The 15662-nt window shown below is 47.7% G+C and carries 16 protein-coding genes; 10 read left to right on the forward strand and 6 right to left on the reverse strand.

What is annotated here, in order from left to right; genetic code table 11:
- Window positions 1-35: 35 nt before the first annotated feature.
- Complete coding sequence (locus ACINLD_RS11540) at window positions 36-1085, forward strand: phosphoglycerate dehydrogenase (protein ID WP_236251192.1); 1050 nt, start codon at window positions 36-38, stop codon at window positions 1083-1085.
- Window positions 1086-1116: 31 nt separating this feature from the next.
- Here ACINLD_RS11540 and ACINLD_RS11545 read toward each other — a convergent pair whose 3' ends face one another.
- The gene (locus ACINLD_RS11545; protein WP_409444379.1) at window positions 1117-1497 is read right to left on the reverse strand and encodes a VOC family protein; all 381 of its coding nucleotides are present in this window, start codon (window positions 1495-1497) and stop codon (window positions 1117-1119) included.
- A 151-nt stretch (window positions 1498-1648) separates the two neighbouring features.
- Between ACINLD_RS11545 and ACINLD_RS11550 the strand changes: the two genes are divergently transcribed.
- Window positions 1649-2839: a class I SAM-dependent rRNA methyltransferase gene (locus ACINLD_RS11550; protein WP_026589195.1), complete on the forward strand. Its 1191-nt coding sequence runs from the start codon at window positions 1649-1651 to the stop codon at window positions 2837-2839.
- Between the two features lie 229 nt (window positions 2840-3068).
- On the forward strand, window positions 3069-4532 hold the full coding sequence (gene putP / locus ACINLD_RS11555; RefSeq protein ID WP_277691900.1) for a sodium/proline symporter PutP: 1464 nt from the start codon (window positions 3069-3071) through the stop codon (window positions 4530-4532).
- 160 nt (window positions 4533-4692) lie between these two features.
- Here the strand turns inward: putP and ACINLD_RS11560 are convergent, their stop codons facing one another.
- Window positions 4693-5376, reverse strand: a complete 684-nt coding sequence (locus ACINLD_RS11560) for a CidB/LrgB family autolysis modulator (RefSeq protein ID WP_026589193.1) — start codon at window positions 5374-5376, stop codon at window positions 4693-4695.
- Window positions 5358-5744 carry a CidA/LrgA family holin-like protein gene (locus ACINLD_RS11565; RefSeq protein ID WP_026589192.1) on the reverse strand — a complete coding sequence of 129 codons (387 nt, stop codon included), beginning with the start codon at window positions 5742-5744 and terminating at the stop codon, window positions 5358-5360. Before ACINLD_RS11565 ends, ACINLD_RS11560 begins: the two co-directional genes overlap by 19 nt.
- A gap of 468 nt (window positions 5745-6212) precedes the next feature.
- On the opposite strand from ACINLD_RS11565, the gene ACINLD_RS11570 reads away from it, so the two are divergent.
- The 5 genes from ACINLD_RS11570 to thiE all read left to right on the forward strand — a co-directional run bounded on the left by ACINLD_RS11570 (window position 6213) and on the right by thiE (window position 9442).
- On the forward strand, window positions 6213-6641 hold the full coding sequence (locus ACINLD_RS11570; RefSeq protein WP_026589191.1) for a DUF5082 family protein: 429 nt from the start codon (window positions 6213-6215) through the stop codon (window positions 6639-6641).
- Window positions 6638-6907, forward strand: a complete 270-nt coding sequence (locus ACINLD_RS11575; protein ID WP_410206997.1) for a YwqI/YxiC family protein — start codon at window positions 6638-6640, stop codon at window positions 6905-6907. The genes ACINLD_RS11570 and ACINLD_RS11575 overlap by 4 nt, the downstream gene beginning before the upstream one ends.
- A gap of 137 nt (window positions 6908-7044) precedes the next feature.
- Complete coding sequence (gene cidR / locus ACINLD_RS11580) at window positions 7045-7959, forward strand: cidABC operon transcriptional activator CidR (RefSeq protein WP_409444377.1); 915 nt, start codon at window positions 7045-7047, stop codon at window positions 7957-7959.
- Window positions 7956-8768, forward strand: a complete 813-nt coding sequence (gene thiM / locus ACINLD_RS11585; RefSeq protein WP_409444376.1) for a hydroxyethylthiazole kinase — start codon at window positions 7956-7958, stop codon at window positions 8766-8768. Before cidR ends, thiM begins: the two co-directional genes overlap by 4 nt.
- Window positions 8768-9442 (forward strand): thiamine phosphate synthase, encoded by a 675-nt coding sequence (gene thiE / locus ACINLD_RS11590; protein ID WP_410206998.1) that lies wholly within the window; start codon window positions 8768-8770, stop codon window positions 9440-9442. The genes thiM and thiE overlap by 1 nt, the downstream gene beginning before the upstream one ends.
- 43 nt (window positions 9443-9485) lie before the next feature.
- On the opposite strand, the gene ACINLD_RS11595 is transcribed toward thiE, so the two are convergent.
- Window positions 9486-10640, reverse strand: a complete 1155-nt coding sequence (locus ACINLD_RS11595) for an ROK family transcriptional regulator (RefSeq protein WP_026589186.1) — start codon at window positions 10638-10640, stop codon at window positions 9486-9488.
- A 183-nt stretch (window positions 10641-10823) separates the two neighbouring features.
- Between ACINLD_RS11595 and xylA the strand changes: the two genes are divergently transcribed.
- The gene (gene xylA, locus ACINLD_RS11600) at window positions 10824-12170 is read left to right on the forward strand and encodes a xylose isomerase (protein ID WP_026589185.1); all 1347 of its coding nucleotides are present in this window, start codon (window positions 10824-10826) and stop codon (window positions 12168-12170) included.
- Window positions 12170-13669, forward strand: a complete 1500-nt coding sequence (gene xylB / locus ACINLD_RS11605) for a xylulokinase (protein WP_409444375.1) — start codon at window positions 12170-12172, stop codon at window positions 13667-13669. Before xylA ends, xylB begins: the two co-directional genes overlap by 1 nt.
- Window positions 13670-13700: 31 nt before the next feature.
- Here the strand turns inward: xylB and ACINLD_RS11610 are convergent, their stop codons facing one another.
- Together ACINLD_RS11610 and ACINLD_RS11615 are read right to left on the reverse strand one after the other, a co-directional pair.
- Entirely contained in the window at window positions 13701-15239 is a 1539-nt protein-coding gene (locus ACINLD_RS11610) for a cation acetate symporter (RefSeq protein ID WP_026589183.1), read from the reverse strand.
- Window positions 15236-15550 carry a DUF485 domain-containing protein gene (locus ACINLD_RS11615; protein WP_026589182.1) on the reverse strand — a complete coding sequence of 105 codons (315 nt, stop codon included), beginning with the start codon at window positions 15548-15550 and terminating at the stop codon, window positions 15236-15238. Before ACINLD_RS11615 ends, ACINLD_RS11610 begins: the two co-directional genes overlap by 4 nt.
- Window positions 15551-15662: the final 112 nt, after the last annotated feature.

Here is a 15662-nt window from a genome sequence, read left to right on the forward strand (position 1 = left end):
AATCTTCTTTTTAAATCCCAGGATGAATCGATATAATGACAACAAACCCTGACGTATCCCCATATTCGCTTGTTTCCTTTCATCGGAAACAAGCATTTTTCTGGTCGGGAAAATTCCTGATGAATGGAGGAGAGCTTTTGCTTAAAGTGCTGTTGACGCTTAACGGACTGTTTTACCGCGCAGCGCCGCGGTTGAAAGAAAGGATCGAACAGCTCGGCGCCGAATTTATGTTTTTGGATTCAAATCGGTTGATGAGACAGGATTTACTGACTCATATCAAGGATGTCCATATTTATATCGCCGGCGTTGAAAAAGCGGACCGGGAGCTGATCGACGCCGCTCCGGGACTCCGGTATATCATGAAATTCGGCGCGGGAATCGACAATATTGATGTGGAATATGCAAACGAAAAAGGAATTCTCGTCACGAATGCACCCGGCCAAAATGCCTCGGCAGTCGCCGATTTGGCATTCGGTCTTCTGCTGTCTGGCGCCCGTTCGATCCCGCAGTCAAACGCCGCAGTCAAAGCCGGCTTATGGCAATCGGCGATGGGTTATGAGCTCGATGGAAAAACGCTGGGGCTTATCGGTTTTGGGGAAATCGGCAAAAAGGTTGCAAGGCGGGCTTCCGGGTTTAATATGAACGTTTTGGCGTACGGCACATACAAAGACTACAATGCAGCCAAACGGCTGAATGTACGGTTCGCCGAGCTTGACGATCTCCTGGCAAAATCGGACTTTGTATGTATCAGCACATCATTGAGACCTGCCACCTATCATTTGATCAATCAAGAAAAACTGGCAAAAATGAAGAAAACCGCGTACCTGATCAACATTGCCCGCGGAGAAGTGGTGGACGAAAGCGCGCTTATTCAAGCGCTTGAACAAAAACAGATCAGGGGCGCAGCATTGGACGTCTTTGAAACCGAACCGCCGGCTGCCCGGATCACCGGTCTCGGCAATGTCATTTGCACGGCGCATATCGGCGGCGCTACGTTTGAGAGCATCAGGCGTATCGAAGAGGTGACCTATCAAAACATCAAAAGGTTTATCGAAAAACAGCAGCCGGCTTTCCGCGTTCGATAAAGACCGGAAACGGCGATAAGCCGCGTCCCGGTTATGTTCTTTGAAAAAACTCAACCATTTCTCCTTCGGGGCCAAAAAGAAAAAAATAGCGGAAGCCGTTCGGCAATACGGTGATCTCATCTTCCATCAGCTTGATGCCGGCGCCTTTTGCGCGAGCGAATTCAGCCTCGATATCATCGGTCGAGACGGCAAAATGATGAACTTTTCCTTCCTGGGGAAGGTTGTCGTTATATCCCTCGATCAGTTCAAGCTCTGTCTCGTCTCTGTTCTCAAAGCCTAAAAAAGCGAGTTTCATGACGCCGTTTGTGTGCGTCATTCTCCCTTTCAATGTCATACCGATCATATCTTGGTAAAAAGCGATCGATGCCTCAATGTCCTTCACCATCAGTCCTATGTGGTCGATTCTTGCCACCTTTAGGATACCTCCTTTTTTCTTATCATCATAGAAGAGTCTGAAATATCCGTCAATTTTTTCGGGAGGGAAATTCCGCTATCATGTATAGGAAGATGAACAAAGCGTTATGGTAGGATAGAACAAGACTTTAATAGAAGGACTGAACACAATGAAGACGCTAAAAATAAAACACAGCTACGCGGCGAAGATGAAAAAAGGCTATCCCTTGATTTCAAAAGATGCCGTCCTTTCGGAAGTCGGCCATTTGACAGAAGGAGAGCTGATTGAAATTTTCGATGAAAATGGAGCTTTCCTGGGGAAAGGCTATTACGGAGAACAAAACAAAGGGATCGGATGGGTGCTGACGCAAAATCGGAACGAGCCGGTCGATAAAAGCTTCTTTCTCGGCAGACTGGCAAAGGCTTTTCAGGAAAGAGAGCCGCTCTTTCAGGATCCGGAAACGACGGCCTTTCGTTTATTTAACGGTGAAGGAGACGGAATCGGCGGCTTCACGATCGATTACTATGATGGATATTATTTGCTTCAGTGGTACAGCAAGGGGATTTATACGTTTAAGGAAATGATCATCTCCGCACTTGACGAGCTTGTCGACTATAAAGCCGTCTATGAGAAAAAGCGGTTTGATGAAGCCGGGCAGTATCTCGAAGATGACGATTTTGTCAAAGGAACGCGAGGAGAATTTCCGATTATCGTGAAGGAAAACGGCATCCATTTTGCCGTTTATCTCAATGACGGCGCCATGACGGGCGTGTTCCTTGACCAGCGTCATGTCCGCAAATCGATAAGGGACCGGTATGCCGAAGGGAAAACCGTGCTGAACACATTCTCATATACCGGTGCTTTTTCCGTCGCCGCAGCCCTCGGAGGCGCCGAAAAAACAACAAGTGTCGATGTGGCCAACCGGAGCTTAAACCGGACGATCGAGCAGTTCAGCGTCAACGGTCTGGATTTTGAAGCTCATGACATCAAAGTAATGGATGTGTTTCGCTACTTTCAATACGCCGCGAAAAAACAAATCAGTTTTGACCTGGTGATTCTTGACCCTCCATCTTTTGCAAGAACGAAAAAGCATACGTTCAGCGCGGCAAAGGATTATAAAAATCTGTTAAAAGAAACGATCCAAATTACAAAAAACCAAGGGGTTATTGTCGCTTCAACAAACAGCAGCGCATTCGGAATGAAAAAGTTCAAAAGCTTCATTGATTCGGCATGCAAAGAAACGGGGACGAGCTACACGATTCTGGAAGAACATTCCTTGCCTGAGGACTTTAAGACGTTGAAAAGCTATCCCGAAGGCAATTATTTAAAAGTTGTCTTTTTGCGGATTCGCCGCTGGTGAATGACATGAAATTTTCTCGGCGATCATCATGGGGGATTTGCTATGCCTTTTGCGATCGTCCCGGTGATTGGAGAATAGAATTCGGAAAAAATAAGACAAAAGCCCGCTCCGGCGGGCTTTTTTCATTGCGCTTACCACGAAATTTCAAAAGAATCGTGATAAAAAACGATACCTGTTGGCGGATGAATCATGTATATTGATAATACGAAAAACTGAATAGGGGGAAGTTATGGATTACGGAGTTTTGATATCGATAGGTATTTACATGGCTGGAATGCTGTTCATCGGATATTTTGCCTATCGGAGAACAGCAAATTTGAATGATTATATGCTCGGGGGGAGAAATCTCGGCCCCGCCGTCACCGCTTTAAGCGCAGGAGCGTCGGATATGAGCGGCTGGCTTTTGATGGGGCTTCCGGGAGCGATGTTTGTCAACGGGCTCAGCAGCGGCTGGATTGTCGTCGGCCTGGCGATCGGAGCCTATTTGAATTGGCTGTATGTAGCCCCGAGGCTGAGAACATATACGGAAGTGGCCGGCAACAGCATCACGATACCCGATTATTTTGAAAATCGTTTTAAAGATCGCTCAAGGATTTTAAGGGTGACCTCAGCTTTTGTGATTCTTATCTTTTTTACGTTTTATACATCTTCAGGAATGGTCGCGGGAGGAGAACTGTTTAAAACCGCCTTCCATCTCGATTACCGGATCGGCATCTGGCTGACGGCCGGCGTGGTTATCCTCTATACGCTTTTCGGCGGTTTTTTGGCGGTCAGTTGGACGGATTTTGTCCAAGGAACCATTATGTTTATCGCGCTCATCTTAATGCCGATTGTCGTTTTTGTTCAATTGGGCGGAGTCGCACCCGCGTTTTCGGAAGTTCGTTCTGTGGACCCCGGCCTGCTGCAGCCGTTCAAGGGAACGACCGCGGTCGGGATCCTGTCGCTGTTGGCATGGGGGCTCGGTTATTTCGGACAGCCCCATATCATTGTCAGGTTCATGGCGATTTCAAGTGTGAAAGAGATGAAAAGAGCGCGGAGAATCGGGATGGGCTGGATGATATTTTCAATCTGCGGAGCGATGTTTACGGGACTCGTCGGCATCGCTTATTTCAGTGCGAACCATTTAACATTAAAGAATCCCGAAACGATCTTTATCGTACTTTCCGAGCTTTTGTTTCCTTCAATGATCACCGGGTTTTTGCTGGCATCGATTTTGGCGGCCGTCATGAGCACGATTTCATCACAGCTTCTTGTGACATCAAGCGCCCTGACAGAAGACTTCTATAAAGCATTTATCCGGAAAGGTGCATCTGATAAAGAACTCGTTCTTGTCGGAAGGCTGTCTGTTCTCGCGATTTCGCTGATCGCCCTCATTATGGCGCTCAACCCGAATGAAACGATACTGAACCTTGTCGGCTATGCATGGGCCGGCTTCGGCGCTGCATTCGGTCCGGTCGTCCTGTTGAGCCTGTATTGGAAGAGGATGACAAAATGGGGCGCGCTTCTAGGAATGCTCTCCGGCGCGCTGACCGTGATCGCCTGGGAACAAGTGGACGCTTTTGCCCCTGTCTATGAAATGATTCCAGGGTTCATTGTTTGTACGGCGGTCATTATTGCCGTCAGCCTGTTGACGAAAAAACCGGCGGCAGTGATTGAAGAAGAGTTTGATAGGGCAGTTAGAAAAGTTAAATAGTAATCAAAAAAGCCATTTCAAACAATAAAATGGCTTTTTACTAGTAAATTGGGTGAAAACTGAAATGATTTTCACCCAATTTACGATTTAACGATCTGGAAAAATATTTATGATATTTTGTCTTCGATAAACAATTCCCCTAAATTGATATTTGACGGGTTCAAACTGTAATAAGCGAAATCAAAAACGGTGCCGCGCAAAGCGTAATGATCGCCGCCAAAATCATGGATACGCTGGAGATGGTTCCGGACACTGAACTCAGCTCAAACGCTTTTGACGTGCCGGCTCCGTGGGCGCTTGTTCCAAGGAGAACGCCTCTTGCGATTTCATTGTCGATCCGGAAATAGCGGATGACCATCGGTCCGATCACTGAGCCGAACAAAGCGGTCAAAATGACAAATACGGCGGTGACCGGAGGCATGCCGCCGATCATTTCCGACACGCTCATCGCGATCGGAGTCGTCACCGATCTTGGCACGAGGCTCTCGATCAGGTCTCCATTCAGCTTGAACAGCTTTGCGATGAAGGCCGTTGACAGGATCGCGATGCAGCAGCCGATGGTTACATTAATCATGATTTCAACAGCGTATTTTTTTAGGATCGGAAAGTATTTGTAGAGCGGAATCGCAAAAGCCACGGTAGCGGGCTGCAGCATATCGGTCAACAGCCGTCCGCCGGCGTTGTATGCTTCAAAAGGTACATTAATCAAAAGCAGAAGGCCGACCAAGATCAGCGGCGTGATCAATAAAGGTGAAGCATATACCTTTGGATGCCGGGTATATACCGCCTTCGCCCCCATATAAATCAAGACTGTAGCAATCAGGCTTATGCATCCGATGAGCATGTTTTTTTCCTTTCCTTTCTTTTAGCAATCATTTGGGTCAGCATTCCTGTCGATACCATGACGACAAAAGTGCTGAGAAGAACGACGAGCATAATGCTTGTTCCAAATTCCTTGAGAATATCTCCGTAATTTATGATCCCCACAGCGGAAGGGACAAAGAACAGAAGAAGCTCCGCAAGAAGCCACAATGCGCCGATTTCAATCCATTCGAGCTTAATAACCTTGAAATGGAGAAGCGCAAAGATCACGACGATACCAATTATACTTCCGGGTATTTTTATATGAAGAACCTCGACAATCAGATTCATCAAACGCGCAAATAAAAATAAAAGAGCGACCTGACCTAATCCTTTAATGAATGTTTTCATGTCATTATCCCCCTTTCTAAACAAGAGTGTACAGGAGAATAAGATATAGGTAAAATACATATACAGAATAGTCATTATTCATTTTGTCTATGTGAAAAAAGCAAAAACCAGGGCGAAAGAAACAGTTTATTTACTAAAATTAGAAAACGGCTGTCTGAATGGACCGGGATGATTTCTGTGACAATCAAACCTCTCAGTCCCCATGCCATTGGACTTGTCCCGACAAGCGGAGCCCTCTGATTGACTCAGGAAAGAACGGTCATAATCCATTGAATCCTCAAAAGGGTGGGCGAGATGCTGTGTACAAATCCCTAAAAACAGTATTTAAAGCCTATTCAACATCCATGCTTTTCGACTTAAACTATAAATATTGGAAATGTGCGCAAAGTCAAGTAAAAGATGTGAATCTATGTAAAAGATGGTTTAACAGCCCGAAAATCAATACTGCAATTTCAGAGGTGACAAACAATGGACTACTCAGGCACGCTGGAAAAAATACACGGTGTCCTCTCGCATAAAGCGGCCGAGCTGGAAGAACAAATTTCCCGGCTTAAGAAGGCAAAGCGGGAAGTTGAAAAGGAACAAAACCTCGGCATTGAAGAAATCAGACAGATTTTGCGTCCGAGCCTTGACAAATCGTGGACCGGAAGCCGGGCAGCCGATTTCGATGAAGCACGTCATGAAGCGCACACGGTGATGTACAGAATATTTAACGATGATTATGAACGGTATATTCATAAAATCGATTTAAAGATATTTGCTTTGGACGCTGAAAAAGGAGCGGTTGATGCCGCGAGCTGGTCGGCGGACCGGGCGGACTTTCTGCTTGAAAAGGGAGAGGAAGCCGTCGATGCGCTGCACAGTACAATCAATGGTTTAAAAGGGTGGTTGAAATGAGTAAGACAATTAAACTGAATCATGCAGCGGTCATGAAACAGCTGGATCAAGTGAAAAGCGCGCTTGACTCCGTTTCTCTAAAAGGCCCGTCAGCCGGGGATCTCGGCCAAAACAACCTTGACTTTACAAAAAAATGGCTTGAACGGGAAGGCACCATACACGACATGATCAAGCAATACAAAGAGGCTGTCGATAAAAATATTGAAGACACCCGCTCAAATGTGGATAGCTTGAAGAAACAAGATCAAGCGATTGCCAGAAAATAAGCGCTGCCGGTTTGCCGGCGGCGTTTTTTTATATGGCAGTGGCAAGGGGACGGGGGTGCAGAAAATATGAAATTTGGTTTAAAATATGAGATAAATGAAAAACAAGCATCGAAAAGCTCTGAAAGGATGTCAAACGAATGGACATACGCCACCTAACCTACTTTTTAGAGGTCGCCCGTCTGAAAAGCTTTACAAAAGCCGCTCAGTCCTTATACATCTCACAGCCGACGATTTCAAAAATGATCAAAAATCTTGAAGAAGAGCTCGGAATTGAGCTGTTTTACAGGCGCGGACGGCAGATCGAACTGACGGATGCCGGCCAAAGCATGTATGTGCAGGCCCAGGAGATCACCAAGTCGTTTCAAAATTTAACTTCAGAGCTGAATGATTTAATGGATGTCAAAAAAGGACATGTGCGAATCGGGTTGCCGCCGATGATCGGCTCCGGTTTTTTCCCGAAAGTCATCGGGGATTTCAGAGACAAATATCCGAATGTCACCTTTCAGCTTGTCGAGCACGGGTCTGTGAAAGTGCAGGAAGGTGTGGAAGATGGCTCGCTTGACATCGGCGTCGTTGTCCTGCCGGCAAAGGAAGAAATTTTTCATTCATTTACAATTGTAAAAGAAAACCTGATGCTGATCGTTCATCCTTCACACCGTTTTGCTGATGCAAAAGAAATCGAGCTTCAACAATTGAGCGAAGAACCGTTTATTTTTTTTCGGGAAGACTTTGTCCTTCATGAACGGATCATTACAGCATGTTTGAAAGCGGGCTTTCAGCCGAATGTGATTTATGAAACATCACAATGGGATTTTATCAGTGAAATGGTCTCGGCGAATCTTGGAATCGGGCTTCTGCCTGAAAGAATCTGCCGGGATCTTGATCCGGAAAGGGTGAAGATCATTCCCCTGATCAGGCCTTCCATTCCGTGGCACGTCGCTGTCATCTGGAGAAAGGACCGCTACCTTTCATTCGCGGCCAGGGCTTGGATTGACCATACAAAATCGTATATATGGAGTCATTCAGAAGCAGAAAGGGATGAAGTAAAATGAATCAACAAGATGCCTCAAAAGGAATAGAACGAGTCAGAAAACAAAAGCCGCTCGTTCACAACATGACCAACAATGTCGTCACAAACTTTACAGCAAACGGCCTGCTGTCTCTCGGCGCCTCACCGGTGATGGCTTATGCGAGGGAAGAGGCGGCGGACATGGCGAAGATCGCCGGCGCTCTTGTGCTGAATATCGGTACGCTCAGCCTGGAGTCTGTCGAATCGATGATCATTGCGGGCCAATCTGCAAATGAACATGGGGTTCCCGTCATTCTTGATCCTGTCGGAGCGGGGGCGACGCCGTTCCGAACGTCATCTGCTCAGCGGATCATGCGCAAGGTAAACGTTTCTCTCATCAGGGGCAACGCTGCGGAAATCGCCAATACACTTGGTGAAGACTGGGCGATAAAAGGGGTGGACGCCGGAGAAGATGGCGGCGACAGGATCGGCCTGGCAAAAAAGGCGGCTAAAGCCTGGAACACGGTCGTAGTCATGACCGGTGCGGAGGATGTCGTGACCGACGGGACAAGGGTCTATACAGTGGGCAATGGCCATGAGCTTCTGACAAAGGTAACAGGAACAGGGTGTCTGTTCACCTCTGTCATTGGTGCCTTTTGCGCGGTTGAAAAGGATCATTGCAAGGCCGCTGTAGCAGCTGCCGCTTTCTATGGCCTGGCCGCGGAGTTGGCGGCGGAAAAAACCGCTCATCAAGGGCCGGGAAGCTTCCAGATTGAATTTTTAAACCAGCTTGCTGCTGTAGTCTCGAAAGACATCGAGCAGCGGGCGATCATCAGAGAGGTGAAATCGTGATGGCACAAGTGGCAAGGCAAACGATGAAAGATCTTCTTTCTGTCTATTTTATAATGGGCTCCAATAATACGGAGAAGGACCCTTTAACAGTGATCGAATCTGCTTTAAAAGGCGGGGCCACTCTTTTTCAATTTCGAGAAAAAGGAAAAGGAGCGCTGCAAGGCGAAGATCGAAAGGCTTTTGCCCGACAAGTCCAGGCGATTTGCCGCAAGGGCGGCGTCCCGTTTATCATCAACGATGATGTCGATCTCGCCCTTGAGCTTGGTGCCGATGGTGTGCACATCGGCCAGGATGACGAAAAGGCCGCCGACGTCCGCGCCCGCATCGGGGACAAAATTCTCGGCGTGTCCGCTCATACCATCGAAGAAGTCATCAAAGCCGAACAAGACGGCGCCGATTACATCGGTGCAGGGCCGGTTTATCAGACGGAAACGAAGCTTGACGCCAAAGCCGTTCAGGGCGTCAAGCTGATCAGCGAAATCCAGAGACAAGGCATTGAAATTCCTGTGGTCGCTATCGGCGGCATCACGATAGAAAACTGTGCACCAGTTATAGAAGCCGGCGCCGACGGCATCAGCATCATCAGCGCCATCAGCAAGGCCGCCGATCCAAAAGCGGCTGCCGAAGCGTTGCATGCAAAAGTGAAATCCGTCAAAAAAAGCGCAAATTCCTAGCCGGGGATTTGCGCTTTTTGCATGAAGCCGCCGTCAAAAGCTTTCATTCATAAACCGTTTCCAGAAAGCGTTCGATGACAATCGATGATACGCCCAGGGAGGAGGCGATGCGGCCGAGTGAGGAGATTTGTAAGCGATAGCCGGTCAGCGCCTCTTTTTTGCTTCGAGATGAAATGGTTTTCTTAATCGAGTCGACAATCTCCGGATGGGATTCAACAATCGTATTTCGCAAAATAATGGTGTCGGGATTCAGCGTTTTGATGATATTGAGCAGTCCCACACCGATATAGAACCCGAAGGTTTCGAACGTCTTCAGGATGTTCGGGTCCCGGCGCCCGGCGAGCTCTTTGACCGTTTGATAGAGCGGTGTCTCTCCATTTTTGAGGTAGGGTGAAAAAACGGCTTTTTCTGACGCGTATAACTCCCAGCAGCCTTTGTTTCCACATCGGCACGCCGGACCATTAAAGTCGATCGACATGTGCCCCGCTTCTCCGGAAAACCCTTCAACACCTCGAAAGAGCCTGCCGTTCATCAAAATCCCCAGCCCGATGCCGGCATTGATACTCACAAAAATCGCATGTTTCAAATCTCCTGCTTCACCATACTCTTTTTCACCAACGGCTCCCGCGTTTGCTTCATTTTCGATCAAAACAGGAACATCGAAATGTTCTTCCAGCAGCCTCTTCAATTCAATCAGATGTATCGGTTTATTTGGCGTGAACACCACACGCTCGTCATTGTCAACCAAGCCGGGAACACAGACGCCGATCCCCGTCAGGCCGTATGGGGAGGGCGGCATCTTGTCAATGGCCAAACCGATCAGTTCGATCAGCGCCTGTTCTGTCGCCGTTATGTCTTCTTCATCGAGAACCCGTTCATACTGTTCGATAATGTTACCTTCAAGGTCAGTTAATACGACGATGATGTAGTCCGTGCCGATATCGACGCCGACCGCAAACCCCGCTTTGCGGTTGAATTTCAGCATCACAGGCCGTCTGCCGCCGCTCGATTCTCCGCGGCCGGTTTCAAAAATGATGTCCTTTTGCAGCAGGGAAGATACCTGGGAGGAAACGGTTGCCTTATTTAACCCCGTTATTTCCGAAAGCTTTGCCCTTGAGATGGGGGCATTGGCGATGATCTGTTCAAGAATCAGCGCTTTATTCATTTTTTTGACAAGGGCTTGGTCCGCGGTATTCAATGACGATCACTCTCTTTTGCAATGGTATGTATCTTTTTTATTATAGTATAACAAATTTTAAAAACTCAATTTTTTCTAACATTACCAATTGAAAGCGTTTAATTTATCTTGTAAGATAAAAGTATAAAAGTTAGTTTAATGGGTAAACAAACTTCCAGAGGAAAAATAAGGGGGAGATCGGACATGTTTTTTAAAGAGGTAGGCAAGGTCAAATATGAAGGCGCAGATTCGGAGCATCCATACGCGTATAAGTATTACAATCCTGAAGAACGTGTCGGCGGCAAAACGATGGAAGAACATCTCCGTTTTGCTGTTGCCTATTGGCATACGTTTGCTGCGGACGGGAAGGACCCTTTCGGCGATGCGACAATGAGCCGTTCGTGGAACCGGCTGACACATCCTTTAGATAAAGCAAAGGCCCGGGCTGAAGCGGCTTTTGAATTTTTTGAGAAGCTCGGCGTTCCCTATTTCTGTTTTCATGATGTGGATGTCGTTGATGAAGGCGATTCCTTGCGGGAAACGTTTATATACTTGGATAAAATGACCTCCTTTTTAAAAGAAATGATGGAGTCAACCGGTGTTAAATTGTTGTGGAATACAGCCAATATGTTTACACATCCAAGGTATGTCCATGGCGCGGCAACCTCCTGCAATGCGGATGTTTATGCACGCGCCGCGGCAATGGTGAAAAAAGGGCTGGAGATCGCCAAAGAGCTCGGCGCGGAAAATTATGTGTTCTGGGGCGGCAGGGAAGGCTATGAAACATTGCTCAATACAGATATGAAGCGTGAGCTGGATCATTTGGCGCACTTTTACAGAATGGCGGTTGATTATGCTGAAGAAATCGGTTTTAACGGCCAATTTTTGATTGAGCCAAAGCCGAAAGAGCCGACAAAGCATCAATACGATTTTGACGCGGCAACATCGATTGCTTTTCTGGAAACGTATGATTTAAAAGACCATTTCAAATTGAATTTGGAAGCGAATCACGCCACATTGGCAGGACATACGTTTGAGCATGAGCTCAGAGTGGCTGCGCTTCACGACATGCTCGGCTCGATTGATGCGAATCAGGGGGATCTGCTTTTGGGCTGGGATACTGATGAATTCCCGACGGATTTGTACTCTGCTGTTTTGGCGATGTATGAAATACTGAAAGCGGGAGGCTTCAAAACAGGGGGCATCAATTTTGACGCCAAGGTAAGGCGGGCCTCATTTGCGGATGAAGATCTATTTCTCGGCCACATTGCCGGGATGGATACGTATGCGATCGGACTGAAAGTCGCTCACCGGCTTTTGGAGGACAAAGTTCTCGAACGGATGGTCGAAAAGCGCTACAACAGTTATACGGATGGCATCGGTCTGGACATTGCAGAAGGACGGGCCGATCTAAAAAAGCTTGCCGCATATGCGCTTGAGAATGATCGGATTGAAAACCTATCCGGCCGCCAGGAACATTTGAAAGCGACAGTTAACCGCTATTTATTAAACGTTTTGCGCGAAACGCCGGCAGGAAAGGAGAAACAGTAGTGGAATATGTCATCGGGGCCGATCTTGGCACAAGCGCGGTAAAAGTCATACTTGTCAATCAAATCGGAGTATTGTGTGGAGAGGCCTCAAGGCCGTTTTCAATCATACAGCCGCATTCAGGCTGCTCTGAACAGGACCCAAACGAATGGACGGAAAAAACGAAGGAAGCCATTAAGGAATTGGTCGAAAAGTCCAGCGTTGAAGCAGAGCAGATTAAAGGCATCAGCTTTTCCGGACAGATGCACGGTTTGGTCCTTTTAAACCGGGAAGGAAAAGTATTGCGAAACGCGATTTTATGGAATGACACCCGGACGACAGAGCAGTGCCGGCAGATTGAAGATGTGATCGGAAAAGAGCGGCTGCTGAAGCTTGTCAAAAATCCGGCCCTTGAAGGATTCACCCTTCCGAAGCTCTTGTGGGTAAAGGAACACGAAAAGGAACTGTTTGAAAAGGCAGCCGTCTTTTTGTTGCCGAAGGATTATGTCAGATTCAGAATGACGGGCCGCATTCACAGCGAATATTCAGATGCTGCCGGGACGCTTCTGCTTGATGTAAAGCATAAAACATGGAGCAAAGAGATTTGCAGCGGGCTTGGAATACCCGAATCCATTTGTCCCGAGCTGGTGGAATCGGGCGCCTTCGTCGGCTGTCTCACTCCTGAATTTGCAGCGGAGACCGGGCTTTCAAGCCATACTAAAGTGTTCGCCGGCGGGGCGGACAATGCCTGCGGAGCCGTTGGCGCCGGAATTTTAAAGGAAGGTGATGCTTTGTGCAGCATCGGCACATCAGGGGTCGTCCTCACCTATGAAAGTGACCCGGTGCAAGAGTTTAACGGGAATATACACTTTTTTAATCACGCTGCTCCCAAGGCGTATTATTCAATGGGAGTGACGCTTTCAGCCGGTCAGAGCCTCAGCTGGTTCAAGGATGTATTCGCTGAACACCTGTCATTTGATTCCTTAATCAGCGAACTGGATGACTCACAACCGGGAGCAGGGGGACTGTTGTTTACGCCATATCTTTCCGGAGAAAGAACTCCTCATGCAGACGCTGATATTCGCGCCAGCTTCATCGGGATGGACAGTTCTCATAAGAGGGCAGATTTTGTCAGGGCCGTCATTGAAGGGATTACATTTTCCCTCCATGAGAGCATTGAGCAATTTCGTGCAGGCGGTAAAGAAATCAGCCGCATCATTTCCATCGGCGGAGGCGCGAAAAGCGAAAAATGGCTGCAAATTCAAGCCGACATTTTTAATGCCGAGATCATCAGACTGACAAGCGAACAAGGACCGGCTTTTGGGGCGGCGATGCTCGCCGCGGTCGGGTGCGGCTGGTTTCCGACACTTGAATCATGCGCCGGACAATTTGTTCATGTCAAAGAGACGTTTACCCCCCGCAGAGCATTCAGCGGGCGGTATCAGGAGCTGTTTCAAATTTACCGGGATGTCTATCGAAAGACAAAATCATTGAATGAGCGGCTGGCGCGCTTTCGGATGTAGCCGAAAACCTGCGGCCGGGCCGCTCAAATGTTTACGACCGGTCCATATGGATACCAGTATGCGCTTTAACCTTGATCTCTTCAAATGCATCCTGATCAGAGGCTTTGGAAGATAAAACGGTTCCGAGATAAGCTCCTAAAAAGCCGAGCGGAATCGAGATAATTCCCGGATTTGAAATCGGGATCAGCGGGTCGCCGATAAAGATGGCATTTCCGGCCGGATCCCAAACACTCGGGCTGATGGAGACGAGAATCAGCGCGCTCAGAAGACCGGTCAAACTTCCAGTTAAAGCACCGGCCGTATTGAATCGCTTCCAGAAAACAGTGAAAACAATCAGCGGGAGGTTGGCGCTTGCCGCCACCGCGAACGCCAGTGATACAAGAAACGCGACATTCAGCGACTGAGCAAAGACAGCCAGCAGGATCGAAAGCACAGATACACCGATGGAGGCCCACCTTGCGGCGATCATTTGCTCTTTTTCCGTCGCTGCCCCTTTTCTAATAATCTGGCTGTAGATATCATGGGCAAAGGCGGACGCCGCCGAAAGCACCAATCCTGTGACAACCGCTAAAATCGTGGCGAAGGCGATCGCTGAGATAAAGGCGAACAAGAAATCTCCTCCAAGCGCCTGAGCCAAGAGCGGCGCAGCCATATTCCCCGCTTTATCCGCAGCTAAAATGTTTTCAAAACCGACAAATGCGGCAGCACCAAAACCGAGAAACACCGTCATAATATAAAATATACCGATAATCCATGTAGCGGAAATAACCGATTTTCTTGCCGTTTTGGCATCTTTCACCGTATAAAACCGGATGAGGATGTGGGGAAGCCCCGCCGTGCCGAGAACGAGCGCCAAGTTGAGAGAAAGCGTTTCAAGAGGAACCTTGTATTTATTCCCCGGATTTAAGAAATCCGCACCGAGCGGCGTGGCCGTTTTCATGTGCTCAAACATGTTTGTGAGGCTGAATCCGAATTTTGAGAAAACGAGTATCGATATGATGAGTGTTCCGGCCATTAAAAGGACCGCTTTAATGATCTGCACCCAGCTTGTCGCGATCATTCCTCCGAATACAACGTATATCGTCATTAAAACGCCGACAATGCAGACGGCCAGCGTATAGTCGATGCCAAGCAGAAGCTTGATGAGTGCTCCGGCGCCGACAAGCTGTGCGATCATATAGAATGTTGAGATGGCAATCGTGTTCAATGCTGCGACACCCCGGATTTTCTTTTGCTTGAACCGGGAGGCGATCATATCAGCCATCGTAAATTTCCCGAGGTTTCTAAGCGGCTCGGCCACGATATAAAGAACAACTAGATAAGCGACAAGAAATCCGATGCTGTAAAAAAATCCGTCAAAGCCGTTCAGCGCAATCATTCCCGCGATTCCAAGAAAAGAAGCCGCCGACATATAATCTCCAGCAATGGCCAGTCCGTTTTGAAGACCGGTCAGTCCCCCTCCTGCTGTATAAAACTCATTTGCCGTTTTGGTCCGCTTCGCCGCAAAATATGTGATGACAAGGGTGAGGCCTACAATCGCAAGAAACAAAATAAAGGCCGTGCTGCTCATGATTCAACTCCTCCAAATTCCTTTTTAAAGTCTTCAGCCATCTTGTCAAACCGATCGGCTTTTTTCATGTAGAGAGTACAGAGCGTCCAGGTCATGGCAAACTGGGCAATCGCAAACACCCACGCCCAGGTAATGGCACCCACCGCAGGACGATTCAAAAATGTAAAATAGGATGTCATGATCGGCAGAAGAAAATAAAAGAGCAGAAAGAAAATCGTCATCGGCACGATAAAAGCCCGCTTTTGCTTTAACAGCTGCTGGAACGCGGGAGAAGCCGCAGCTCTGCTGTAATCTATTTCGGCTTTTTTCATTGTTGCATCCTCCTTCATAATTGTCTGAAAAGATACAACAAAGGTATGTAACAAGCTCTGGTTTTATTCTTCGAATTTCACATGCCCCTTATTTATATAAGATGAAAGACCT

Origin of the sequence: Bacillus sp. z60-11, from assembly GCF_046464135.1 — a bacterium.
In the GTDB taxonomy this organism is placed as follows: domain Bacteria; phylum Bacillota; class Bacilli; order Bacillales; family Bacillaceae; genus Bacillus; species Bacillus sonorensis_A.